This window comes from Streptococcus sp. V940 (assembly GCF_054353495.1).
On the sequence record NZ_JBTHHZ010000001.1, the window covers coordinates 710,874 to 733,891 of the forward strand.

15 protein-coding genes are annotated in these 23,018 nt (G+C 37.9%); 1 reads left to right on the forward strand and 14 read right to left on the reverse strand.

The annotated features are described in order from the left end of the window. Positions 1-53 precede the first annotated feature (53 nt). The 10 genes from lpdA to pynA all read right to left on the reverse strand — a co-directional run bounded on the left by lpdA (position 54) and on the right by pynA (position 10,574). Positions 54-1,757 (reverse strand): dihydrolipoyl dehydrogenase, encoded by a 1,704-nt coding sequence (lpdA, locus tag ACXYSM_RS03635; RefSeq protein ID WP_458634393.1) that lies wholly within the window; start codon positions 1,755-1,757, stop codon positions 54-56. Positions 1,758-1,796: 39 nt separating this feature from the next. Next, complete coding sequence (locus ACXYSM_RS03640) at positions 1,797-2,840, reverse strand: dihydrolipoamide acetyltransferase (RefSeq protein ID WP_458634394.1); 1,044 nt, start codon at positions 2,838-2,840, stop codon at positions 1,797-1,799. Positions 2,841-3,096: 256 nt separating this feature from the next. Continuing rightward, the gene (locus ACXYSM_RS03645) at positions 3,097-4,089 is read right to left on the reverse strand and encodes an alpha-ketoacid dehydrogenase subunit beta (RefSeq protein WP_049548449.1); all 993 of its coding nucleotides are present in this window, start codon (positions 4,087-4,089) and stop codon (positions 3,097-3,099) included. A gap of 16 nt (positions 4,090-4,105) precedes the next feature. Beyond that, positions 4,106-5,074 (reverse strand): thiamine pyrophosphate-dependent dehydrogenase E1 component subunit alpha, encoded by a 969-nt coding sequence (locus tag ACXYSM_RS03650; protein ID WP_036757432.1) that lies wholly within the window; start codon positions 5,072-5,074, stop codon positions 4,106-4,108. Between the two features lie 181 nt (positions 5,075-5,255). After that, the gene (locus ACXYSM_RS03655; protein WP_458634395.1) at positions 5,256-6,596 is read right to left on the reverse strand and encodes an MATE family efflux transporter; all 1,341 of its coding nucleotides are present in this window, start codon (positions 6,594-6,596) and stop codon (positions 5,256-5,258) included. Positions 6,597-6,639: 43 nt separating this feature from the next. Further along, positions 6,640-7,908: a dihydroorotase gene (locus tag ACXYSM_RS03660; protein ID WP_458634396.1), complete on the reverse strand. Its 1,269-nt coding sequence runs from the start codon at positions 7,906-7,908 to the stop codon at positions 6,640-6,642. 12 nt (positions 7,909-7,920) lie between these two features. Then, the gene (locus tag ACXYSM_RS03665) at positions 7,921-8,385 is read right to left on the reverse strand and encodes an NUDIX hydrolase (RefSeq protein WP_001135768.1); all 465 of its coding nucleotides are present in this window, start codon (positions 8,383-8,385) and stop codon (positions 7,921-7,923) included. Between the two features lie 9 nt (positions 8,386-8,394). Next, a complete protein-coding gene (locus tag ACXYSM_RS03670; RefSeq protein WP_458634397.1) occupies positions 8,395-9,048 on the reverse strand; it encodes a uracil-DNA glycosylase in 654 nt (217 codons plus the stop codon). A gap of 13 nt (positions 9,049-9,061) precedes the next feature. Next, positions 9,062-9,817, reverse strand: a complete 756-nt coding sequence (locus tag ACXYSM_RS03675; RefSeq protein ID WP_458634398.1) for a DUF4336 domain-containing protein — start codon at positions 9,815-9,817, stop codon at positions 9,062-9,064. A 64-nt stretch (positions 9,818-9,881) separates the two neighbouring features. Then, positions 9,882-10,574 (reverse strand): pyrimidine 5'-nucleotidase PynA, encoded by a 693-nt coding sequence (gene pynA, locus ACXYSM_RS03680; RefSeq protein WP_458634399.1) that lies wholly within the window; start codon positions 10,572-10,574, stop codon positions 9,882-9,884. Between the two features lie 519 nt (positions 10,575-11,093). Between pynA and ACXYSM_RS03685 the strand changes: the two genes are divergently transcribed. After that, positions 11,094-12,938, forward strand: a complete 1,845-nt coding sequence (locus ACXYSM_RS03685) for an Ig-like domain-containing protein (protein ID WP_458634400.1) — start codon at positions 11,094-11,096, stop codon at positions 12,936-12,938. Between the two features lie 125 nt (positions 12,939-13,063). Here the strand turns inward: ACXYSM_RS03685 and ACXYSM_RS03690 are convergent, their stop codons facing one another. The 4 genes from ACXYSM_RS03690 to rexB form a co-directional block, all read right to left on the reverse strand. After that, a complete protein-coding gene (locus ACXYSM_RS03690) occupies positions 13,064-15,154 on the reverse strand; it encodes an N-acetylglucosaminidase (protein ID WP_458634401.1) in 2,091 nt (696 codons plus the stop codon). A 364-nt stretch (positions 15,155-15,518) separates the two neighbouring features. After that, on the reverse strand, positions 15,519-16,016 hold the full coding sequence (locus tag ACXYSM_RS03695; RefSeq protein WP_458634402.1) for a YkgJ family cysteine cluster protein: 498 nt from the start codon (positions 16,014-16,016) through the stop codon (positions 15,519-15,521). 89 nt (positions 16,017-16,105) lie between these two features. Continuing rightward, the gene (addA, locus tag ACXYSM_RS03700) at positions 16,106-19,756 is read right to left on the reverse strand and encodes a helicase-exonuclease AddAB subunit AddA (protein ID WP_458634403.1); all 3,651 of its coding nucleotides are present in this window, start codon (positions 19,754-19,756) and stop codon (positions 16,106-16,108) included. Beyond that, positions 19,753-23,004, reverse strand: a complete 3,252-nt coding sequence (gene rexB, locus ACXYSM_RS03705; RefSeq protein WP_458634700.1) for an ATP-dependent nuclease subunit B — start codon at positions 23,002-23,004, stop codon at positions 19,753-19,755. The genes addA and rexB overlap by 4 nt, the downstream gene beginning before the upstream one ends. Between the last annotated feature and the right edge of the window lie 14 nt (positions 23,005-23,018).

Below are 23,018 nucleotides of genomic sequence, written 5' to 3' on the forward strand. Positions count from 1 at the left end.
ACCTTCTAATACGATAGAGACTGGAAAATAATTCCAGTCTAATCTATCTATTTTTATTTTTTCTTAGGTGAATGGATGGCCATTCCAAGTACATCCGCAAATGCTTCGTACATAACTTCAGAGTATGTTGGATGTCCGTGGATTGTCTTAAGCATTTCTTCAACAGTGATTTCCATTTCGATGATGCTTGACGCTTCATTGATCAATTCTGCAGCTGCAGGACCAATGATGTGAACACCGAGGATTTCACCATATTTCTTGTCTGCAATAACTTTAACAAATCCTTGAGCCGCATCTGATGCAATGGCACGTCCGTTTGCAGCAAAGTTGAATTTACCGATTTGGACATCATATTTCTCACGAGCTTGTTCTTCTGTCAAACCAACTGCCGCTACTTCTGGAAGTGTGTAAATAGCTGCCGGAGTCAAGTTCAATTTAGCAACATGGTGATTTCCTTTAAGGGCATTTTCAGCCGCTACTTCACCCATACGGAAGGCAGCGTGGGCCAACATCTTAGTACCGTTGATATCACCTGGTGCATAGATACCTGGAACAGAAGTTTCCATGTATTCATTAACCTTGATACGACCACGGTCTAACTCAAACTCAACTTCTCCGATTCCTTCAAGATCTGGAACACGACCGATTGAAAGAAGAGCTTTATTTGCGATGATATCATCTTTTCCTTCAACTTTGATACGGAGTTTGCCATCTTCTTCAATAATTTCTTGAAGTTTAGTACCTGTCAAGATAGTCATACCTTTACGTTCAAGAATCAAGCGAAGGTTCTTAGATACTTCCGCATCCATTGCTGGAACAATGCGATCCATCATTTCGATAACAGTAACTTTTGAACCAAATGTCATGAAGGCTTGACCAAGCTCGATACCGACAACCCCACCACCAATGATAACAAGACTTTCTGGTACTTCGTTCATTTCAAGGATATCGTCACTAGTCATAACAAGTGATGATTCCATACCAGGAACGTTAATCTTACTTACTTTAGAACCACCAGCAAGGATGATTTTCTTAGTTTCAAGTAATTCAGTGCCGTTTACCAAGACATTCTTATCTTTGGTAATGGTACCGATACCCTTATGAACATCAACTCCATAGCTACGAAGAAGTCCTGCGACACCACCAACAAGAGTATTCACAACTTTAGATTTAGTTTCTAAAAGTTTGTCCATATCAACAGTGAAGTTAGGATTTTCAATCACGATACCACGATTTGCAGCATGACCGATATTCTCGATAATTTCAGCGTTGTGAAGGTAAGTCTTAGTTGGGATACATCCACGGTTCAAACAAGTTCCACCAAGTTCAGATTTCTCAACAAGAGCAACCTTACCACCTAATTGAGCTGCTTTAATGGCAGAAACATAACCAGCAGGTCCACCACCAATAACAACGACATCATAAGCATCATCGCTCTTACCATCATCGTTCGAAGCACTTGCTGCAGGTGCTGGGCTAGCTTCTGGTGCAGCTGCTCCAGCTGTTGGGATATTTTCCCCTTCTTCACCAAGATAACCGATAACTTCAGTAACAGGAACAGTCTCGCCGTCCCCTTTCAGGATAGCGATCAAGTAACCGTCTTCTTCTGCTTCCAATTCCATGCTGACTTTGTCAGTCATGATTTCCAAAAGGATTTCTCCTTCTTTTACAAATTCTCCGACTTTTTTATTCCATTGGACGATTTGTCCTTCTGTCATATCCACGCCGGCTTTTGGCATAATTACTTCTAAGGCCATATCTTACTTCCTTTATCTATATTTCTAAAAATAAATTCTCTAAACCAACATTGAGATTGGGTTTTCAATTAAAGCTTTCAAGTCTTTCATAAACTTAGCACCAGCCATACCATCTACGACACGGTGGTCAATTGTTAAACCAAGACTCATAATTGGACGAATCACGATTTCACCATTAACTACAACAGGTTTCTCAATTGTTGAGCTAACCCCAAGGATTGCTGAGTTCGGTTGGTTAATGATAGGTCCGAATGATTGAACACCAAACATTCCTAAGTTACTGATGGTGAAGGTTGAATTTTGCAATTCGCTAGGAGCTAGTTTACCATCCAAAGTACGTCCGATAACATCTTTGAAGGCAACTACCAACTCAGACAAGCTCATTTTTTCAGCATTATAAACAACTGGTGTCATCAATCCATTATCCATTCCAACTGCCATCGCAAGGTTGACGTAGTTGTGAGTGATAATTGTCTTACCGTCTTCGGTCAATGAAGCGTTGATGTATGGATGTTTCATAAGAGTCTTAACAACCGCTAGTGAAAGCAAGTCAGTAACTGTAATTTTCTTACCAGTTGCTTCCATGATTGGTTCTAGGACTTTCTTACGAAGGGCAAGCATTTCAGACATATCGACATCGTAGTTAAGCGTAAAGGTTGGTGCAGTCAAGTAAGATTCAACCATACGTTGCGCAATAACCTTACGCATCGGTGTCATTGGAATACGCTCGATTTCACCATAAGGTGTTACGTTATCTGGAGCTTCTTCCACTTTCTCGATTTGAGCAGGTGACTTGATTGTATCGTTCTCGATATTTTCAGGAAGGAAAGCTAAAACATCCTTCTTCATAATCTTACCACGATGACCAGTTCCTTGGATTTCCTGCCATGCAATGTTATGTTCAAGTGCAATTCGTTTTGCAAGTGGCGAAATGCGAACCACATTAGTGTCTTTAAATGTTTCCACGTCTTCTTTGTGGACACGACCGTTTGCGCCTGAGCCAGAAATATCGTAGAGGTTAATTCCTAAATCATCCGCTAATTTTCTAGCTGCAGGAGTCGCTCTTAGCTTATCATCAGCCATGACCTCTCCTATTCTATTATAAGATACTAAGGGCGTCAAAAGTCAAAGTGAAAATAGGAAACTTGACGAAGAAACTTTAGTTTCTAGAAAAGTTTATCTTTTACACACGGACTTTAGCCCGAGTTCAATTTTATGATGCAAAGGGCTTTTAGCCCGTGCTCTAATCTAAGATATCAAGGACGCAGAGAACTTTGCACCATTAGATACAAAGCTTCTTCGTCCAAATTAATATAAGCTACATAATTTATTTTATGTATTACTGTTTGTTGTGAGTTTTACGGATTGCATCTTTGATGCTTTCAACTGTTGGAATCATTGCATTTTCAAGATTTTGTGCGTAAGGCATTGGTACATCTTCCCCGGCACAGCGACGAATTGGTGCATCCAAGTAGTCAAATGCTTCAGATTCAGAAATAATAGCTGATATTTCACCGATAAAACCACTGGTTTTATGAGCATCATTGACAAGAACGACTTTTCCTGTTTTCTTGACAGAGTTAATAATGATCTCTTTATCAAGCGGAACCAAGGTACGTGGGTCTACTACTTCTACTGAGATTCCTTCTTCAGCCAACTCTTCAGCTGCTTGCATAACACGACGAAGCATTTTACCGTAGGTTACGACAGTTACATCCGTTCCTTCGCGTTTAATTTCACCAACACCAAGTGGAATTGTATAGTCAGGATCTACCGGTACTTCACCTTTTTGGTTGAATTCTGATTTGTATTCAAGAATGATAACAGGGTTGTTGTCTCGGATAGAAGACTTAAGAAGCCCCTTCATATCAGCAGGCGTACCAGGAGCAACAACTTTCAATCCAGGGATGTGAGTAAACCAAGATTCCAATGATTGTGAGTGTTGTGCTGCAGAACCTACCCCATTACCAGCGGCACAGCGGATTGTGATAGGCACTTGACCTTTACCACCAAACATGTAACGGGTTTTAGCTGCTTGGTTAACAATATTGTCCATGGCAATAACAGAAAAGTCCATGAAAGTCATATCAACGATTGGACGAAGTCCTGTCATGGCTGCACCAGCAGCTGCTCCAGAAATAGCTGCTTCAGAAATAGGACAGTCACGAACACGTTCTGGCCCAAATTCTTCAAGCATACCTACAGATGTACCAAAGTCTCCACCGAAGACACCTACATCTTCACCCATCAAGAGTACATTTTCGTCGCGACGCATTTCCTCAGACATTGCAAGGATAATGGTATCGCGGAAAGACATTAATTTTGTTTCCATATTTCTCTACTTCTCCTTAGTCTGCGTAAATATCTTCGAATGCTGATTCTAGTGGAGGGAAAGGGCTTTCTTCAGCAAATTTAACAGATGCTTCCACTGCTTCCTTAACTTGCGCTTGAATTTCTTCAAGTTCTTCTGCACTAGCAATCTTGTTCTCAACAAGGTACTTGCGAAGGTTTTCAATTGGATCTTTTTCTTTCCACTCATCGACTTCTTCACGTGTACGATATTTACCAGGGTCTGATGACGAATGACCAAGCCAACGGTAGGTTACGCTCTCGATGAGGACAGGACCTTTGCCAGAACGAACATGATCAACTGCTTTTTTAAATCCTTCGTAGACATCGATAACATTGTTACCATCTTCGATAAACATTCCTGGAATTCCATAAGCAGCACTACGCTCATGGATATGCTTGACATTAGTCATTTTTTTAATGTCAGCAGAGATTCCATAACCATTATTGATACAGTAGAAAATAACTGGTAGATTCCAAATTGAAGCCATATTAACAGCCTCGTGGAATACACCTTCATTTGTCGCACCATCCCCAAAGAAGCACACAACAATCTTACCAGTGTTTTTCATTTGTTGAGTAAGGGCTGCACCTACTGCGATTCCCATACCACCACCAACGATACCGTTAGCACCAAGGTTCCCTGCATCTAGGTCGGCGATATGCATTGATCCACCTTTACCTTTACAAGTTCCAGTATATTTACCAAGGATCTCAGCCATCATACCATTAAGGTCGATTCCTTTAGCAATGGCTTGTCCGTGACCACGGTGGTTTGAGGTGATGAGGTCATCTTCGTTTAGAGCTAACATAGCCCCAACGTTTGCAGCTTCCTCACCAACAGAAAAGTGCGTCATACCGGGCACTTTTCCTTTTTTTACTAATTGAGCAATTTTTAAGTCCATACGACGAATTTCTTCCATCTTACGGAACATCTCAAGCAAAAGATTTTTATCTAAAGTTGACATAATCTTGCCTTTCTAAGTTTAATTTCTTATATTTCTATTCTAACTTATAAGCTAACTAGAGTCAATGATTATGCTTGATATTTTTTCACAATATAAAAAAAGAAAAGTCAATAAAATCAAGACTTTTCTTTACGTAAAATGGCTATTTCACAAACTGATTTCCATGGATATTTTCAACAAATTATTTGAATCTTTTCATAATAACTTGTAAACGCCACTGATAGAGTAATCCGCTGACAACTAAACTTACGATAAGACCTATCCAATATGAATAAGCATCGAGATTTGTTGAATAATCTAGAAACAAACCAAGAGGTATAGCAACTCCCCAGTATCCAAGGAGGCCAAGGTAGAAAGGGATGACAGTATCTTTGTAGCCTCGTAAAATCCCTTGTAATGGTGCCGCAAATGTATCAGCTAACTGGAAAAATAAGCTATAAGTCATAAAACTAGCAGTTAGTTGAATGAACTCTTGATCATGACCATAGAGACTGGCAACATTTTCTCTAAAAACATACAGAAAAGAAAGTGTTAAAATTGCGAATGCCATCGCTGATAGTCGTCCGATTTTTATGTATTTCTTAGCATCCTCTAGACGTTTAGCACCAACTTCGTAAGAAACAACAATAGCCATTGCTGTTGAAATGCTCATAGGAAAGGCGTACATGAGAGATGAGAAGTTCATGGCAGACTGATGACTAGCTATTATCAATGATGAAAACTTCGCCATAATCAAGCCGACAGCTGAAAAAATAGCAACTTCTGCAAATACAGTTCCACCAATAGGTAGCCCCAGTTTTATCGCTTCTTTTATTTTATTCCTGTCTAAAGGTAGCCGGTTTTCTAAATGTAGTTCTTTTAATTTTTCTTGTTTAAGAAGTACTAGTATAGATATACCTAACAAGACCCAATAAGCCATAGAGGTCCCAAGTCCCGCTCCAGCTCCTCCCAACTCAGGAAAACCAAAGGCACCATAAATCAATAAATAGTTAAAACCACTATTGAGAGGGAGTAATAAAAGCATCAAATACATGGACAACCTTGTTAACCCAAGTGCATCCAGTAACGAACGAATGACACTAAAGAGTAGGAGAGGAATAATCCCTATTGCTAAAAACCATAGATAACGAACTGCTATATTTGCTACCGCCACTTCTAATCCCATATTATTTAGAACTAGAGGAGCAACCAGAAAAACTAAAACAAATAGAAAAATGGATAAGCCAAGCGAAAGATAAAGAAACTGATAGAAATCAGAAGCCACTTCTTCTTTTTTCCCACGTCCTAAATGATGTCCAACTATAGGAACTAAGGCGGAAACAATACCAGTTAAAAAAGTAAAGAAAGGATTCCACAAGCTAGTAGCCATTGATACTCCAGCTAAATCAATCGTATTATACTGGCCGGTCATAGTCGTATCGACAAAGGAAGCCGAATAATTTGCGAATTGATAAACCAAAATAGGGAAGAAAATCTTAAGAAATAAAATGAACTTGTCTTTAAAATGATGGGTTGGATACATACAGACTCTCTCTAAATTTAAATTTTATAGAGCAGTATTTCATCTAGTATTTATAGACAATCTGTCCATTACAAATAGTGTATTTTACCTGCCCTTTTAAAGTTTCACCGATAAATGGTGAATTAGATGCTTTAGAAGCAAAATGTGTGTCCACAATTCGGTTAGCTTTATCATCGAAAATGGTAATATCAGCTGGACAATTTTCAGCCAAATAACCTGCTTCAAAATGATACAATTTTGCTGGGTTTACTGTCATTTTTTCTAATAATTCCATCAAGCTTAGCTCACCAGCTTCGACTAAGTAAGTTAAACCGAGTGACAATGAAGTTTCCAGTCCTGTCATACCTGAAGGAGCTTTGGTGATATCCTCGACATTCTTTTCGTCTACATGGTGAGGCGCGTGGTCAGTCGCAATGACTGAAATGACACCTGACTTGAGTCCTTCGATAACTGCACGGCGGTCAGACTCCAAGCGAAGTGGTGGATTCATCTTAGCATTACTTCCCTTAGTCAAGAGGAGCGCTTCAGTCTTAGAGAAATGTTGCGGTGCTACTTCTGCAGTTACGTTTGCTCCCATATTTTGAGCAAACTCCACAATTTTGACACTCTCTTCCTTGGACAAATGCTGGATATGAACATGGGCTTTTGTTGCATAGGCAATCATGACATCACGTGCAATCATTGCATACTCTGCAACCCCTGTAGCGCCACAAATATGGAAGTGTTCTTTAGCAATATTTTCATTAAAACCTAGCGTACCATTCAGTCCAGGATCTTCTTCGTGCAGACTGATAAAGGTGTTAAGTTTTTTAGCCTCTTCCATAGCTTCCTTGACCACTTTACTGCTTTCAAGCGGAATACCATCATCTGAAAAACCTACAGCTCCAGCTTCTAAAAGCGTCTTAAAGTCTGTCAAATCTTGGCCATTAAAGTTCTTTGTAATCGTTGCAACAGTCTTGACATTAATTCTTTCCTTAGCTGCTGACTGAAGAACTTCTTGCAAGGTCTCTACGTCAGAGATAGTTGGATTGGTATTAGCCATCATAACGACAGTTGTAAATCCACCAGCAGCAGCTGCAAGGGCACCTGTATGAATGTCTTCTTTATGAGTTTGACCAGGTTCACGGAAATGAACATGGATATCCACCAAACCGGGCGCAACTACATGACCAGTTGCATCAATAACCTCTGCATCTTTTTCACTAATTTGTGGTGCAATTTTGACAATTTTACCGTCTTCAACCAAGACATCACACACTTGATCCAAACCAGACTTAGGATCCATTACTCGACCATTTTTAATTAGTAACATCTGCTTTCTCCTTTATTCGTAGAAATCCACTTGGGTATCCAATAACTTATCACCGTCATAAACAAACTTGGCTGAAAAGAATGGTTTATCTTCTAAAAGCCACTCAACGAAGGTATGGTCTCCTTCCCAGGTTGGTTTGCTTAAAACCTCATCATAAGGAACCCATTCTAAAGTCCCTTCATTACAGTCAATTAAATCACCCTCAAACTCCGTCACCTTAAACACATAGGTGTACCAGTCTAAATCTGGTGTGAACTCAGGAAAGGTGATTACACCTTTGAGAACTGGCTTAGCCTTCAATCCTGTTTCTTCTAAAATTTCGCGGGCAGCACATTCTTGTGGAGTTTCTCCACGCTCTAACTTTCCACCTACACCGATCCATTTTCCTTCATGGACATCATTAGGCTTTTTATTGCGATGAAGCATGAGCAATTCTTTTCCATTATCAATGTAGCAAATCGTCGCTAACTGAGGCATATTCTCTCCTTATCTAAGCCAATCAATTGGCTCTTGTCCTATTTCTTTTAAGAATGCATTGGCCTTGGAAAAAGGCTTGGAACCCCAAAATCCTCTGTAAACGGAAAGAGGACTCGGGTGAGCTGATTCGATAATCAAGTGCTGAGGATTTGTAACCAAGGACTTCTTCTTACGTGCATAAGCACCCCAGAGGACAAATACTACTGGTCTATCTAAATTATTGACAACCTTAATCACGGCATCCGTGAAAGGCTCCCATATTTGACCAGCATGACCGTTGGCCTGTCCTGCCGGAACTGTAAGACAAGCATTAAGAAGCAAGACACCCTGCTCCGCCCAAGCTGTCAAATCATGGGAGGCTTTAACTCCAATATCGTCAGCAAGCTCTTTAAGAATATTTTGCAAGGAAGGTGGCGCTGGGATATTATCTGGAACAGAAAAACTCATGCCCTGAGCTTGACCAGGCCCATGATAGGGATCTTGACCAAGAATCACCACTTTAACCTCTTCAAGTGGTGTTGTTAACAGAGCCTGAAAAACTTTTTCCTTAGACGGGTATACAGTTCCTTGCGCATAGACCTGCTCCATAAACTGTTTGATTTTCCCAAAATAACCCTCAGGTAATTGCTCCTTAATCAAGGCGTGCCAAGATGAGTGTTGCATAGCTTTTTCTCCTTTACCGTATCCATCGAAAAGCACGTCTTAATTCATCCGTACCATTTTTAAAAAAGCATAAACCATGTGCAAGTATGATCTTATCAGGTTTCCAGTTTAACATACGGGAAAAGGAAGTCTTTGCTTCCCTTTGTCTTCCTATGAAATTAATCCGATAATCGATAGGAGTTTGTCCATCAGGGGATGTTACACGATCTAAACGATAGAATCTTCTGCGGATTGGACTAGCTATCTTTTCCGGTTCAAAATTCTCTATGAGGTCTGTCACAATCAGTGTTTTAGTTGATTTATGAAAAAACACCACCTCTTCAATGACTGAACTTCCCCTAAAAATGAGTTGATCAATCTCATCGGACCATAAGTCAGGAGCCTTATCTGTTAAGGGAGCATCAAATACAACCTTGACTTTCTGACTTTTCGCTCTCTCTTCTACTCCTGGACTAGATAATGCTTGCACATGAGGATATCTTTGTTTCCAATCTGCAATATAGGCGTAGTGAATTTTATTTGGTGAAATCAGATAAGCGACTTTACCCAAAGCATCCAGTTCAGTGAAAAGTTTCTCATTTGGCGCAATAGGAGAATGAATCCAAAGTTTGCCATCATTTAACTTAATCACCGTCATACGTGTCTGAAAAGGAAGTTTGAAGATCTTCATGTCCATTTGAATCAAATCACCATCTACTATCCAGATATTTTGATCAACTTCCTTTAGTGTATACAATGGTTCATAAAGAGAAAGTTCTGCCCTTAACATCGTTATCTATTCCTTCTTTCTTACTGCCTCTATTATAGCAAAAAGTGGCTATGGAAACCACTTTTTACAGTTTATCTAAGAGTTCTAGCAGAGCCTGATAAGAGTCGACTTCATAAGTTGGCTGGGCTAAGCTCTTATTTACCAGATGATGAGGATTATACCAGATGGTATCGATGCCAGCATTATTTCCACCTTGAATATCAGCTGTTAGGGAATCTCCAATCATCAGCGTCTTTTCTTTACTAAATCCAGCAATCTGTTGACCAATTTCTTCATAGAATAGTGCATCAGGTTTTTGAGTTTGCAACTGCTCTGAGATAAAGACTTGGTTGAAATAGGGAGCAAGACCTGATTGAGCCATACGACCTGTCTGAATTGTAGTTATCCCGTTGGTGGCAGCGTAGAGTTCATAACCACGATCAATAAGGCTATCTAAGAGTTCCATGGCCCCAGAAAATACCTGCCCCTGTTGAGCTAAATAAAACTGATAACGTTCAGATAAGTATACGCCATCCTTTTCAATTCCAAAATGCGAAAACAATTTTGAAAATCGTGTGTTGACTAGTTCTTGTTTTGTAATCTTTTTCTCTTCCAAATCCTTCCAGAGAGACTTATTCATCGGAACGTAATAATCTTTATAGGCTTGAATATCAGCAACACCTTCTTCTTTTAGAAGTTGCGTTAAAGCAACATCCTCAGCAGTATCAAAATCAAGCAAGGTATGATCAAGGTCGAAGAGTAAAAATTTATAAGTCATCTATTTATTATCCTGCATTCATAGTTTCTATATAATTAAAAGTATAGCACAAACATAACTTTTAACAAAATAAGTATTTTAAAATGAATGAAAATTGAAGGAAAAGGTTAAACTTTACAGCCAAAAATTCACAGTCTAGTATTACGAAAATATATTAAATTTCTGAAATATTATAGAAATATAGTTCGTAATTTAAATTAAATACTGACATTTAATATTCCCAATTTCCTAGAAATGTTAGCATATTTCTATACTTTACATCCCTTGAAAACATAAAAATTATAATATTTTAAAAAAGTTAAATTTTTATAATAATTTGACACCTTAAACATTGATGTCAATATTTTATTGTGATATAATTCACGTTATAGGAGAGTTTTAGTGTTAGACTAGGAGGAGGCTTGGTTAAAGTTTGTCTATAAAATGAACCTATATAACTAACTCGTCTTTCAATTAGTGATTGACGCTACTTTATATTATATTTAGAAACTATCTTAATTTATAAGAAGGATGTATATGATGAATAAAAAGAAAAAGTTTAGTATTTTCTCATTTTTGATATGCTTATTGACAACTGTCTTTGTATTTAGTTTGAATAAAACATTTGCTGAAACTCCTGAGGTTTCAGTATCTGGAAAATTTGTAGATACAATCAAAAATGTTAAAGTATCAAATAATGAAGGTGGAGACCTTAACTGGGATTTGCAACAGTGGGCAACCTTCCGAATCAACGCTGATTACGATTTGTCTGGAAAGAATGTTAAAGCAGGGGATTCAACTGTAGTTACAGTTCCAGATGCTTTAATGATTACTTCAGCTTCCTTTAAAATTCGTGATATCAATACAAAAGAAATCATAGCTAATGCTGATGTAAACCCAGACAATAAATCCATTACAATTACCTATACAGATTATGTCGAAAAACACTCTGATACAAGTGGATCATTCTTCTTTTACGCTCGTATCGATTTCAAAAAACACCCAGAAAAAGGTGAAATACCAGTAGAAATCACCATTAACAAAGAAACAAAATTTGGCGGTAAAGTTACATTTACTGGTGTCGGTGATGGAAATCCTAGACTATTAACAAAGACTAGTTGGGTAAACGCAGGTGACCAAAGGGAAGTCCAATATACAATTTCAGTCAATCGTACAAAACAAAATATTAAGAATGTTACAATTGAGGATCACTTGCAATTTACGAATGCTTCCTACGAAAAAGATAGCATTAAAATTATTAAAGGTAAATTCTCATATGATGCTGGTGAATGGGTATTCTCTGATAGAGTTGATGTAACAGACCAGCATAAGATTACAATTAGCGAAGATGGTCAATCATTTGTTATTGATTTAGGTGATGTTACTGAAAATGACCAATACCGTATTTCTTATAATGTTCGTTTAAATTACGACCCTGCCGACGGAGAAGTCTTGAAAAATGAAGCAACTCTTAAAGGTCTAGGTATTGAAAGCAAAAATGTAACTAATGCTGCTGCCGTTCAAATTGCTGGTGGTGCTGGTCTTGGTTATGTTTACTCAATCAACATTCATAAAGTCGATGATGCTAACCAACCACTTAAAGGTGCTAAGTTTAGAGTTGTTCGTCAAGCTAATAATCAAGTTATCGGTGAGTTTGAATCAGACGAAAATGGTAATATTGCCGTTGGAAAACTCTTAAAAGATAAATATATCTTAACTGAAATTGAAGCCCCTTCAGGTCATATCATCAAAGAAGCTGATACTGTGGTTAATGTTGAAGATTTTGGTGCAGACCATTCAGTGACCAAAACGATTGTGAATCCGAAGGAAGAAACTACTTCTACAACAACAACTACAACTGAAGAGTCTACAACTACTACCACAACTACGACTGAAGAGTCTACAACTACTTCAACTACAACCACTGAAGAACCTAAGACTACTTCAACTACAACTACTGAAGAACCTACAACTACTTCAACTACAACCACTGAAGAACCTAAGACTACTTCAACTACAACTACTGAAGAACCTACAACTACTTCAACTACAACCACTGAAGAGCCTAAGACTACTTCAACTACAACCACTGAAGAACCTAAGACTACTTCAACTACAACTACTGAAGAGCCTAAGACTACTTCAACTACAACTACTTCAACTACAACCACTGAAGAATCTAAGACTACTTCAACTACAACAAGCACTACTACCACAACAACTACTGGAGAAGAGCCTAAAACTACAGTAACTACAACAAATGATAAACCTGGACTTCCTAAAACTGGAGAAGTTAAAGGAACATTAGTTACTATCATTGGTTTTGTAACTTTAATTTCATCCATTATTTTGGTAGCATTTCTACATAAATCAAAAAAAGACTAATTCTAAATTAGAGATTAGGTTTGATTAGAAGTTCAAAAAGGATTTACTTTTAAAAAGTAAATCCTTTTTGTATGATTAAAAATAAAAATCGATAACCATTTTATGGTCATCGATTTTAAAATATTTTAATCCTTTTCACCAAGTTTACTGTTGATAGTCATCATGATACTTGCAATCTTTTCACCCCAATATGGATCAGAAGCGTAAAGAGTGTTCATTCCAGATGATTTATTACCAAGATGAGTTCTACCTTCATCAATATAATTCTCTCGGATCCATTTAGCTGCCCCCAAGATTCCTTTGTCGACATTGTCAAAACTCTTTGCTGAATCATATGGAGTTGTATCATAGGCAGCAATACCAAAGAAGTTATTCTTATCCTTAGCAATCTGACTACGTCCCCATGCACTTTCTAGAGCGCTGTGAGCCATGAGATAGAGTGCATTGACCTGATAACGTTTTTCTGCTTCCTTAAAGACAGCTCCTTTACCTGCGAGACGACTTCCGTTTATATTCATGAGAGAATAAACTTTATCAAGTTCAGCTGCGGTATAATTGGTTGGCTTTCTTAAGTCTCTATAGAGGAATGGATTTTCCACTTTAAAGGTATCAAAGTTAATGCCATCGGCTGAATAGTATTTTTTACCAATTGCCATAGATGAACTATGAGGTGCTACACGAACGCTTGTATATGGTGATAACTCGTGGTAAATATAACGACCGTCACTCGTATAATGAGGGATAAACTCGTCACTTGCATTCACAGCTACAAGGTCACTCTTATTCATAAAGCCTGAAAGTCCAGAAATCTGAACTGGTAGTCTTTCTCCTTGAGCTCCTGAGGCAGAAACAGCCACGATAGAACCTTGTGAAATATAGCTAAGTCTACTACCAGAGGCACTATATACATAGGCTATAATTGGTTTTACCTTATAGTAAGTTGACGTAGATGGATTAGAGATCCATTTTCCATTATTCTCGAAACTATAATCTTTACCTTTGATTTTAAGAGTTCCAGTAGCATATAGTCCATCTTCTTTCAGATAATACCAAGCATTGTATGAGTTATCAAAAATCCACTCACTTTTGGCCATATGGCCACCTAATTTAAGATAGTAGGACCCTTGCCATTGATTTTCAGCATAAGTCCCATCTGATTTTAAGTAGAACCAGCTATTGTACTGTTTGTCGAAAATCCATTCACTTTGTGCCATAGCACCACTATCTTTTAAATAGTATTTCTTTTTCCAGGTGCTACTTTCCATTACACCTTCCGCATCAAAGTAATACCAACGGTCTTTAATTTTTTCCCATTTATTACGAGTTATTTTACCGGATGCATCAGCATAATACCATTTATTAGTAATCTTAACCCATGAAGATTCGGCTAATGCACCGCTCTTATTAAAAAGATACTCTTTGTAAATCGTATCACTGAGCATGGTTCCGTCTTGGTTAAAGTAATACCAGATGTTCTTAATTTTTTCCCACTTATTACGAAGAATTTTCCCATCTTGATTACCATAGTACCATTTGTCACCAATTTTAGACCAATTGTTAATTGCTAGAGCTCCACTACTATTGAACAAATAGTCTTCGTAAATGGCATTACTAAGCATGATACCGTCTTGATTAAAACGATACCAATCTCCAGAAATACTAGCCCATTTATTTCGAGTTACTTTTCCTTCTTCAGTCGCATAATACCATTTATTTTCAAGTTTTACCCATGATGATTCAGCTAAGGCTCCACTCTTATTGAAAAGATAGTCGTTAAAGACAGTATTGCTAAGCATGGTACCATCCTGGTTAAAATAATACCAAACTCCAGCAATCTTCTTCCAATTTTTGACAGCCTTTTTATTTTCATAATAACGCCATTGACCATTCTCTTTTTGCCAACCTTCTTTGTTAACCTCTTCAGTAATTTCTTCTGTTGAAGAGTTATCCTTGGTCACGGCTGTTTCTTGATTCTGAATAGATTGAGAAGAAGCTTTTTCTGTCTGATAGCTTTTTTCGTTTTGATTCTCTTTATCGCTTTGCTCTTGACCTTGAGCTTGCTTTTTCTCTTTAGCTTCCTTACTCGTTCCATTTGCTACAGTTTTTTCTGAATTTTGTACTTTGTTTGTAGCATGGTTTTCCTCCGCTAATACTGTTGTTTTTGAAATCCCTACCATGGAAAGAACAACTGTACTTGCTAGCAGTATTTTTTTCATGATTTTATCCTTTCAACTTTATAATCTCTATATTTTATACTTCTTGGTTATCGTTTCAAAGACGATAATTATCCATTTTATTATACATGATAATTTCAAATATAAAAGTAAGATATTTAAGAAGAAAGAAAGTTGTAATATTATTAAAACATTATAGAAACAAAAGTCCTAAAAAATAGTCGAACATGATATGAACGACTACCTTTTTATTGTATATCTAAACTTCCACCTTTCTAACATTCTTCTTTATTCGAATAGGATTTATAAAAATCGATAGAAGAGCTAGGACAACAAATCCGCCCCCTATTTCTAATAGGGGGCGTCAAGTGTAGTCGAGGGTAGAATTTTCTATAAAATAAACTTTTTATTCTATTTTATCTCTTAATTTCTCAACGAAGAGATAAGCCGCGGGACAGGTTAAAGTATTTTTGATAGTCAAGTTATTGATTTGATAAATCTTTTTTCGGTCAGTATGTGGAAATTCTCTGCAAGCCTTAGGACGAACATCATAGATAGAACATAGATTGTCACCACCTAGAAATGGACACGGCATTGATTTAAAGATTTTATCACCGTCTTCATCCATCCGTATAAATTCGTCTTCGAAGGCTGGTAATTTCATTTTAAAATACTTAGCGATTCGTGTGATATCTGCCTCTTTAAAGTCTGGTCCAAGGCTCTTGCAACAGTTAGCACAGGCTGTACAATCAATTTCTTCAAACACTTCCTGGTGAATTTCAAGGGCAATTTTATCTAGGTTTTTTGGAGCTTTCTTTTTCAGATTTCCAAGAAATTTACGATGCTCTTTTTGCTTTTGTAAAGCTAATTGGTGATAGTATTCGATATCGATTTCTTTTGACATAGATTCTTTTACATCCTTTTCTAAAACTAGTATACCATAACTGAAAATAAATAAAAACTACTGCCATTAAGGCAATAGTTTTTACAAGATTAGTTAACTGCGACCACCTCAACCAAATCTTTACCAAGTAAGATCAAATATTTTTCAACTTTATTTATTTGATAAGAACGAGACAAAGCTTCTGCATATAGAGATAATTGACCTCTATAACGTTCAATCAGTTGACTTGGATATTCATAATGATCCGTCTTGTAGTCAAAGAGAACAATTTTATCCTCATAGAGGAGATAACCATCTAAGATTCCACGGACAACAAAATCTTCCTGACTCTTATCATCGCGTTTTAACATTGAGAAAGGTTGTTCTCGATAAAGTTTATCTCGGTTTTCAAGAATCTCTTGACCAAGATCTGTATCAAACAAAGACAAGATTTTTTCTAGATTCACTTTATCTTTAACAGCTGAGCTTGCTTGCACTTGTTCTAAAGCTTCTTCCAGAGTTTCTATACTTGGCTTCTGAGAAAGGTTGATTCGTTGCATCAACTCATGAGTAGCACTACCAATTTCAACTCCAGTGACTTTTTCTGTCTTGGAGAAGTCTGGAAGTTCAAACTGAATCATAGTTTCTTCTGGTTTAGATTGACCAGCTACTACTACACCTTCCATATCCATGACTGGTTCATAGAACTTTTTAATCTGGCTTGGTGTTTGCACACTTGGAAGATTGATTGCTGCACGGTGAATTTCATTATAGATTTCCACTTCTTTTAGCATTTGTAAAGCTTCCCTAATAGTATCAGATTGACGATTGTTTGCTTGGGATTGGTCTTGAAGTTGACTTCTATTTTCCAATTCTCCGATAGCTTCTTTGGTCAGTTGTTCTTCACCTTCAAATCGCACACTAAAGTGTAAGTCCTCTTTAGAAAAGGCCTGATAGATTGCCCAAACCCAGTCCTGGAAATTTTGAGCATCAAGTCTAGTTTCACGAGTCAAAAGACCTTTCCCATTTGTCGGGAATACTTTAGACTCCAACTTTTCACGAGATCCTTTTCCGACTAGATAGAGTTTTTTCTCAGCACGAGTCATGGCTACATAAAGTAAACGCATCAACTCAGAATAGCTTGCTAATTGGAGCTCTTCCTCATTTTGAGTATAAGTCAAGCTTGGGATGGATAACTTAATCGTTGATGGAAGATATTCCTCTTTTGCATTTGTAGCTACTCTAGCTACGTACTTAAGACCAAGGCCGTTTTTTCGACTTAGGATAACATCAGACATGGAATCTTGCTTGTTAAACTGCTGATCGATATTGAGAATAAAGACATAAGGAAATTCAAGCCCCTTACTCTTATGAATACTCATCAGCTCGACAGCATCCTTAGGTGGAGCTACAATGACACTAGCAAGGTCGTGCTTAGCTTCCAAGACTTGATCAATCATAGTTATGAAACGCGATAAACCTTTAAAATTACTCTTTTCAAACTGGTCAGCTCGTAGTGCTAGGGCATAAAGATTGGCCTGTCTAGCCTGACCATTTGGCAAAGCACCAACATAATCATAGTAGAAACGTTCGCTATAGATTTTCCAAATAAGGTCATAAAGTGAATGCGTTTTTGAGAACAAACGCCAAGCATCAACAGTTTCCATGAAAAGACTAAGCTTTTTATGGAGTTCAGATGTTATCAACACATTTTGAGGACTAGTTTTTGCTCGAGCATTGACTAATTTTTCATAAAAGTTCTCTTGAACCTTATCCTCAGAATTTTGAAGAGCTAGACGAACCAATTCATCCTCATCAAAGCTAAACATAGGAGACTTCATTAAAGCTACTATAGCAAAATCTTGTAGAGGATTATGGATAACACGAAGAGTATCCAACATAACCTGCACTTCTAAAGATTGCAAATAATTGTTTTGAGCGCCATCCGTTTTAACTGGTATGCCATATTCCGACAAAGCAAGTAAAATCTGATCATTACGACTTCTGCTGGCAGTTAAGAGAGCAATGTCATTGAAAGGTACACCTTTATTATTATGAAGATGCAATATCTCCTTAATGACCATTCGCGTTTCACCAGTTAATTTGTTGGTCGAAAACTCTTCCTCTTCCTTAGAATCGCCCTCATCATCCTTATCATATAAGAGCACTTCTGCCTTGTTTTCTGGATCTGGGTGTAAATCAGTATTTCCGAAAACAAGTTGATGCATGCCGTCATAAGATATCTCTCCAACTTCCTCATCCATAAGATGCTTAAAGACGTCATTAGTAGCGTCTAGAACCTCTGAACTACTACGGAAGTTTTCCTTGAGTAGTATTAATTGACCTTCTTTGTCATCCTGAGCAAAGCTGTGGAATTTTTCATTGAAGATTTGGGGATCTGCCTGTCTAAAACGATAAATAGACTGCTTAATATCGCCCACCATAAAACGATTAGAACCGTTTGAGAGGAGTTCTAACATTTTTTCTTGGATATGGTTGGTGTCTTGGTATTCATCGACCATGACTTCGTGGAAACGTTCCTGATACTCTTGTCGTACCTGAGGGAAGTTTTCCAATATCTCAATGGTATAGTGGCTAATATCAGCAAATTCAAAGGCATTTTCTTCACGTTTACGCTTTCGATAGGCATCAACAAAATCACTCATGAAAACTTGGAAAGTCTTTGCCAAGTCCCAAGACTCTTGATGATAGTCTTCCTGAAATTTTACTAAAGTAATTTGGTCATTTAGTGCAATTAGCTTTTCAAACTTGACTTTTCTCTCTTGGTTGTAGGCTTCTTTTAGAGCTTGAAGTTCAGCCTTACGACTAGCATTTGTAAGAGCACGACCACCCTTATCCTTAGAAATACTCACAACACGCTCTAAAACTTCTAGATATTGCTTAAAAGTTGATTCTGGCGTTAAAGTTCCTATTTCATCAAGAACTTGTTGGACAGATTCTAAGTAGGCTGCTTTTCCGAATTCATTGGCATCATTCTCTAAATGATGACGGAAAAAGCTTTCTAAATCCCAGAGTTTTTCCTTTATATCCTCTGCTAGTTTTTCTTTAGCAATGGTAAAATCAGCATTTTCGAAGCCTTTTAAGAAAGATTGCTCTAGCCATGCCTGAGGATTACTAGTGGATTGCAAGAACTCATAAATCGTATAGACCTGTTTACGCAATCCACGCGCATCCTTGCTTTTTCCTGCAAAGTTCTTGACTAGCTGACTAAACTGTTCTTGTTCCTGACTTTGGTAGTGACTTTCGAAAACTTGCCGAAAGACTTCATTTTTTAAAAGGAGTTGCTCACTTTCATTCTGAAGAATGCGAAAGTTTGGAGCGAGGTCAAGGAGATAGCCATGTTTAGCCAGGAACTTCTGAGTAAAAGAGTCCATAGTTCCGATCGCAGCATTGGGTAAATCAGCTAATTGTCTGCCGAGGTGTTTTTTTAGATCCAGATCCTGAGTCTCTTGGATTTGTTGGCTGATTTTCTTTTCCAAGCGTTCTTTTAATTCAGTTGCTGCCTTTACCGTAAAGGTTGAGATAAAGAGTTGGCGAATTTCTACACCACGTGCTAGTTGATCAAGAATTCGTTCAGCCATGACAAAGGTTTTTCCCGAGCCAGCGGAAGCTGAGACCAAAATATTTTGACCAGAACTGTAAATAGCTTGAATTTGCTCAGCAGTTTTCTTAGGTTTTTTGTCAGACTTCGCTTCTGCTATTTGCAATTTTTCAATCTCTTCTTGGGATAAAAATTTCATCGCTCTAACTCCTCTCTTATTTTATTAAACCATGTTTCCTTATCATTGCTCTTAGCGACCTTGTCTAACAATCTAGCCTGACCCAGATGGTAATTGGCTTCAAATCCTGTTATAGATTGATATTGTTGGACATATGGAGCAATACTTCTACCGTCTTCTGTATAAGGATTGATAGCAAATTTACCCGATAAAATCTTCTCTGCAGCTTTCTTATAAATAAGGGCATTATAGTCCAGCAATAACTGGAATTCCTCATCAGACAACTGATAGGTCTTATTTTTATTGTATAGTTCCCCAAGGTTCTGTATCTCTTTTTCAAGAAATAGCCCTTGATATTTCATACTCTTAGAAGTTTCCGCTAAAGCCTTTGAAAGAGTTTTAACAGCTTGTAAGGACTGAACTGGCTCAGCCATCTCTAAATACATAGCACCGAAAAAGTCTCTATTTCCTTCTTTTTTAAGCGCTGCTAAGTAGGTCGGTAATTGCGAGTTAAGACCGTTATAAAAAAGAGGGAAGTTAAACTGAGTTAGAGATGATTTGTAATCGACAACACCGATAGCATCACTGGTCTTTAAGCGATCGATGCGGTCAACTTTACCACGGACATAGACATTTCTGCCATTATCTAACTGAACAAAAGCTTGTTCCTTACCACCAAAGACTGCTTCTTCCTGAATGGTTTCAATTTCAGCATTGTGACGCAAAATGTGTCCTGTAGCACGCGCAACGTCTAAAAGAACTTCCTTGGTTAATTGGGCTTCCAAACTTTCTTGATAAATAGCTTGAAACTCTCGTTCCTGGCTAGTTTCAGAGATTGCTTGTTCCAAGCGGCGATCAAAAGATGTATCCACAGGAAGTTTCATTGCCCGTTCAAAGATTCGATGCAAGAAATTCCCATGACTTCGCGCATCAGGACGTAGACGCAATTCTTCCTGCAAACCTAATACATAACGAAGGTAATAACTGTATTCATTTCGATAAAACTCCGTTAACCCCGAAGTTGATAGATAAAAATCTTGTTCTTGAGGATACAAGGCTTCTAAAGTTTCACTAGATAAAGTCTTACTTTTTGGACTTGTCGGTAGGACAGGATTATCAAGACCTTGATCTTCTAATTTTCTCCCCATAACACGAGCTAGAACCTTGATAAAGGTCAAGTCTTGCTCACTTGTCTCCGCCTCACCTTGCTGGTGATAAGCAACGAGGCTAGACAAAAGACTGTGATAAGAACCAATATCATCCTTTGATAGGTTTTTTCGATCGATTCTCTTTTCAATCTTGGTAAAACCAAAATCCTGCAATTCTTTCAGATAAACTGACTCTTTACTCTCATTTTCATTGAGCAAACTTGGTGCCGATAATACCAATTGCTTCTTAGCAGAGTTTACCAAAGAAAGCATGGTATAGCGATTCTTCTTAAGATTTTCATGGCTAGCAATCAATAGTTGAGAGCCATCTTCAGTACCTTGGTTTAAAACTTCTCTTTCTTCATCACTCAAAAGACTGGTATTTTGGGTGATTTTAGGTAGATGATCCTGGGTTAAGCCAATTGCATAGATGTAATCAGAAGTCAAAGGCGCAATCAAATCATAACTTTGCACCAGAACCGTATCTACCGTTGCTGGGATTGTACGATAATTTGATAAGGACATCCCTGAATGAAGAAGAGCCAAGAAATCATCTAAAGTAACCTGAGTCCCCTCAAATACGGTAGCAAATTGCTCCATTACGTGACAAAATGCTTTCCAGACCTCCTCTTGTCTTTCTTGCTCTGCCTCTTTCATGGTTTCAGATAAGGATTGTAATTGCTTGGTCACAGATGCATCCTTCAAAAAGTTGTTCCATTTTGTAAGGATATTTTCAACTTTTTGCTTACGACTGGATAACAGAGCTTCTAGTGGGTTTAGAACACGGAGACGAAGCTCATTTAATTTTTCTAAATCAAATTTCCCATGATGATTTTTCGTAAATTCTTGTTTAAAGTTTGAAAGACCATCAATCCCTAGATAGCGGATATATTGTTCAAAGCTATCGATTTCCTCTTGAGCAAGGTCCGTGTATAGGCCAGTTCGTAAGAGATTTATCAAATCTTCCTGACGGAAATAGTAACGTTTGAGTCGTCCCACAGATTCTACAAATTGAGTCAAAGGATGATGGGCCATAGACTCACTCTTCCCTAGATAGAAGGGAATCTGATATTGATTAAAAATAGTCTGCAAGGACAGTTTATAAGACTCTACATCTCCTAGTAAGATACGAAAATTTTTATAGCTTAGATTAGCTTCTTGGTGCAATTTCTGGCGAATACTACGAGCAACGAGCTCCAGCTCTTCTTTTTGTGTCAGACAAGACCAAATTTGCAAATCTTCTCTATCCTTATCATCCACATCGATGCTGATTTCAGAATAATCATAAGCACTTTCGAGAAGTCTTGAGGCTTTGGCAAAGGCATCAAGATTTTCATGTTCTTGACAGGCATCTTCTGCCTTGGTCTGATATTTAAAAGCTAAATGACGTAGAAACTCAACACTGGCTTGATAGAGATTACCTTCACTAAAAGGGCTATTATAGGCTTTCTTTGTTGCATATACACCAATGATAATTTCAACACCCTTACGATGAAGCAAATCCACTAGGTGTTCCTCTTCTGCAGAAAAACGAGTGAAACCATCAATGACTAGTGCAATCTTACTAAAATCACTACTTACCTTGTTTTCTTCGATAGCATCAATCAGATAGGATAATGGACTTCCTTGTGAAACTTGACCTTGATTTAAATACGCTGTTATCTTTTCAAAAATCAAGAGTAAATCAGAGCGTTTATCAGCATCTGTCAAACTTTCCAAGTCCAAAAAACTCATCTTTGCAGTTGTCATTTCGTGATAAATCTCAATCAGTTGCTGGATGAATTGCGGATCTTGCTTAATTCCCCCGTAAACACGTAAATCCTTAGGGTCAATCTCGGACAGACACTTATAGAAAGCCATACCGAGACCAATATCATCGAGACTAGACCTCTCAGAAATATCATTTAAGACCAGATAACGAGCCATTTGAGCGAAGCGCGTGACTGTGATAGCAAAAGAAGCCTGCTGACTCAAGCACTCCAGCACGGCGCGTTCCTTTTCAAAAGAAAGAGAGTTAGGGGCAATATAAAAGACTCGTTTGCCTTGGGCGACAAGTCCCTGAGCCTCCTTGGTTAGGATTTCTGTCAAAGAAGTCCGAATATCGGTATAAAGTAGTTTCATCTCTGCCTCGTTTG

Excerpts from the sequence above, each read along its gene's own strand:
- ACXYSM_RS03675 (WP_458634398.1), bottom strand. The coding sequence starts at position 9,817 with ATGTTAAGGGCAGAACTTTCTCTTTATGAACCATTGTATACACTAAAG.
- ACXYSM_RS03645 (WP_049548449.1), bottom strand. The coding sequence starts at position 4,089 with ATGGAAACAAAATTAATGTCTTTCCGCGATACCATTATCCTTGCAATG.
- ACXYSM_RS03650 (WP_036757432.1), bottom strand. The coding sequence starts at position 5,074 with ATGTCAACTTTAGATAAAAATCTTTTGCTTGAGATGTTCCGTAAGATG.
- addA (WP_458634403.1), bottom strand. The coding sequence starts at position 19,756 with ATGAAATTTTTATCCCAAGAAGAGATTGAAAAATTGCAAATAGCAGAA.
- ACXYSM_RS03660 (WP_458634396.1), bottom strand. The coding sequence starts at position 7,908 with ATGTTACTAATTAAAAATGGTCGAGTAATGGATCCTAAGTCTGGTTTG.
- ACXYSM_RS03685 (WP_458634400.1), top strand. The coding sequence starts at position 11,094 with ATGAATAAAAAGAAAAAGTTTAGTATTTTCTCATTTTTGATATGCTTA.
- ACXYSM_RS03655 (WP_458634395.1), bottom strand. The coding sequence starts at position 6,596 with ATGTATCCAACCCATCATTTTAAAGACAAGTTCATTTTATTTCTTAAG.
- pynA (WP_458634399.1), bottom strand. The coding sequence starts at position 10,574 with ATGACTTATAAATTTTTACTCTTCGACCTTGATCATACCTTGCTTGAT.
- lpdA (WP_458634393.1), bottom strand. The coding sequence starts at position 1,757 with ATGGCCTTAGAAGTAATTATGCCAAAAGCCGGCGTGGATATGACAGAA.
- rexB (WP_458634700.1), bottom strand. The coding sequence starts at position 23,004 with ATGAAACTACTTTATACCGATATTCGGACTTCTTTGACAGAAATCCTA.
- ACXYSM_RS03695 (WP_458634402.1), bottom strand. The coding sequence starts at position 16,016 with ATGTCAAAAGAAATCGATATCGAATACTATCACCAATTAGCTTTACAA.
- ACXYSM_RS03670 (WP_458634397.1), bottom strand. The coding sequence starts at position 9,048 with ATGCAACACTCATCTTGGCACGCCTTGATTAAGGAGCAATTACCTGAG.
- ACXYSM_RS03690 (WP_458634401.1), bottom strand. The coding sequence starts at position 15,154 with ATGAAAAAAATACTGCTAGCAAGTACAGTTGTTCTTTCCATGGTAGGG.
- ACXYSM_RS03665 (WP_001135768.1), bottom strand. The coding sequence starts at position 8,385 with ATGCCTCAGTTAGCGACGATTTGCTACATTGATAATGGAAAAGAATTG.
- ACXYSM_RS03640 (WP_458634394.1), bottom strand. The coding sequence starts at position 2,840 with ATGGCTGATGATAAGCTAAGAGCGACTCCTGCAGCTAGAAAATTAGCG.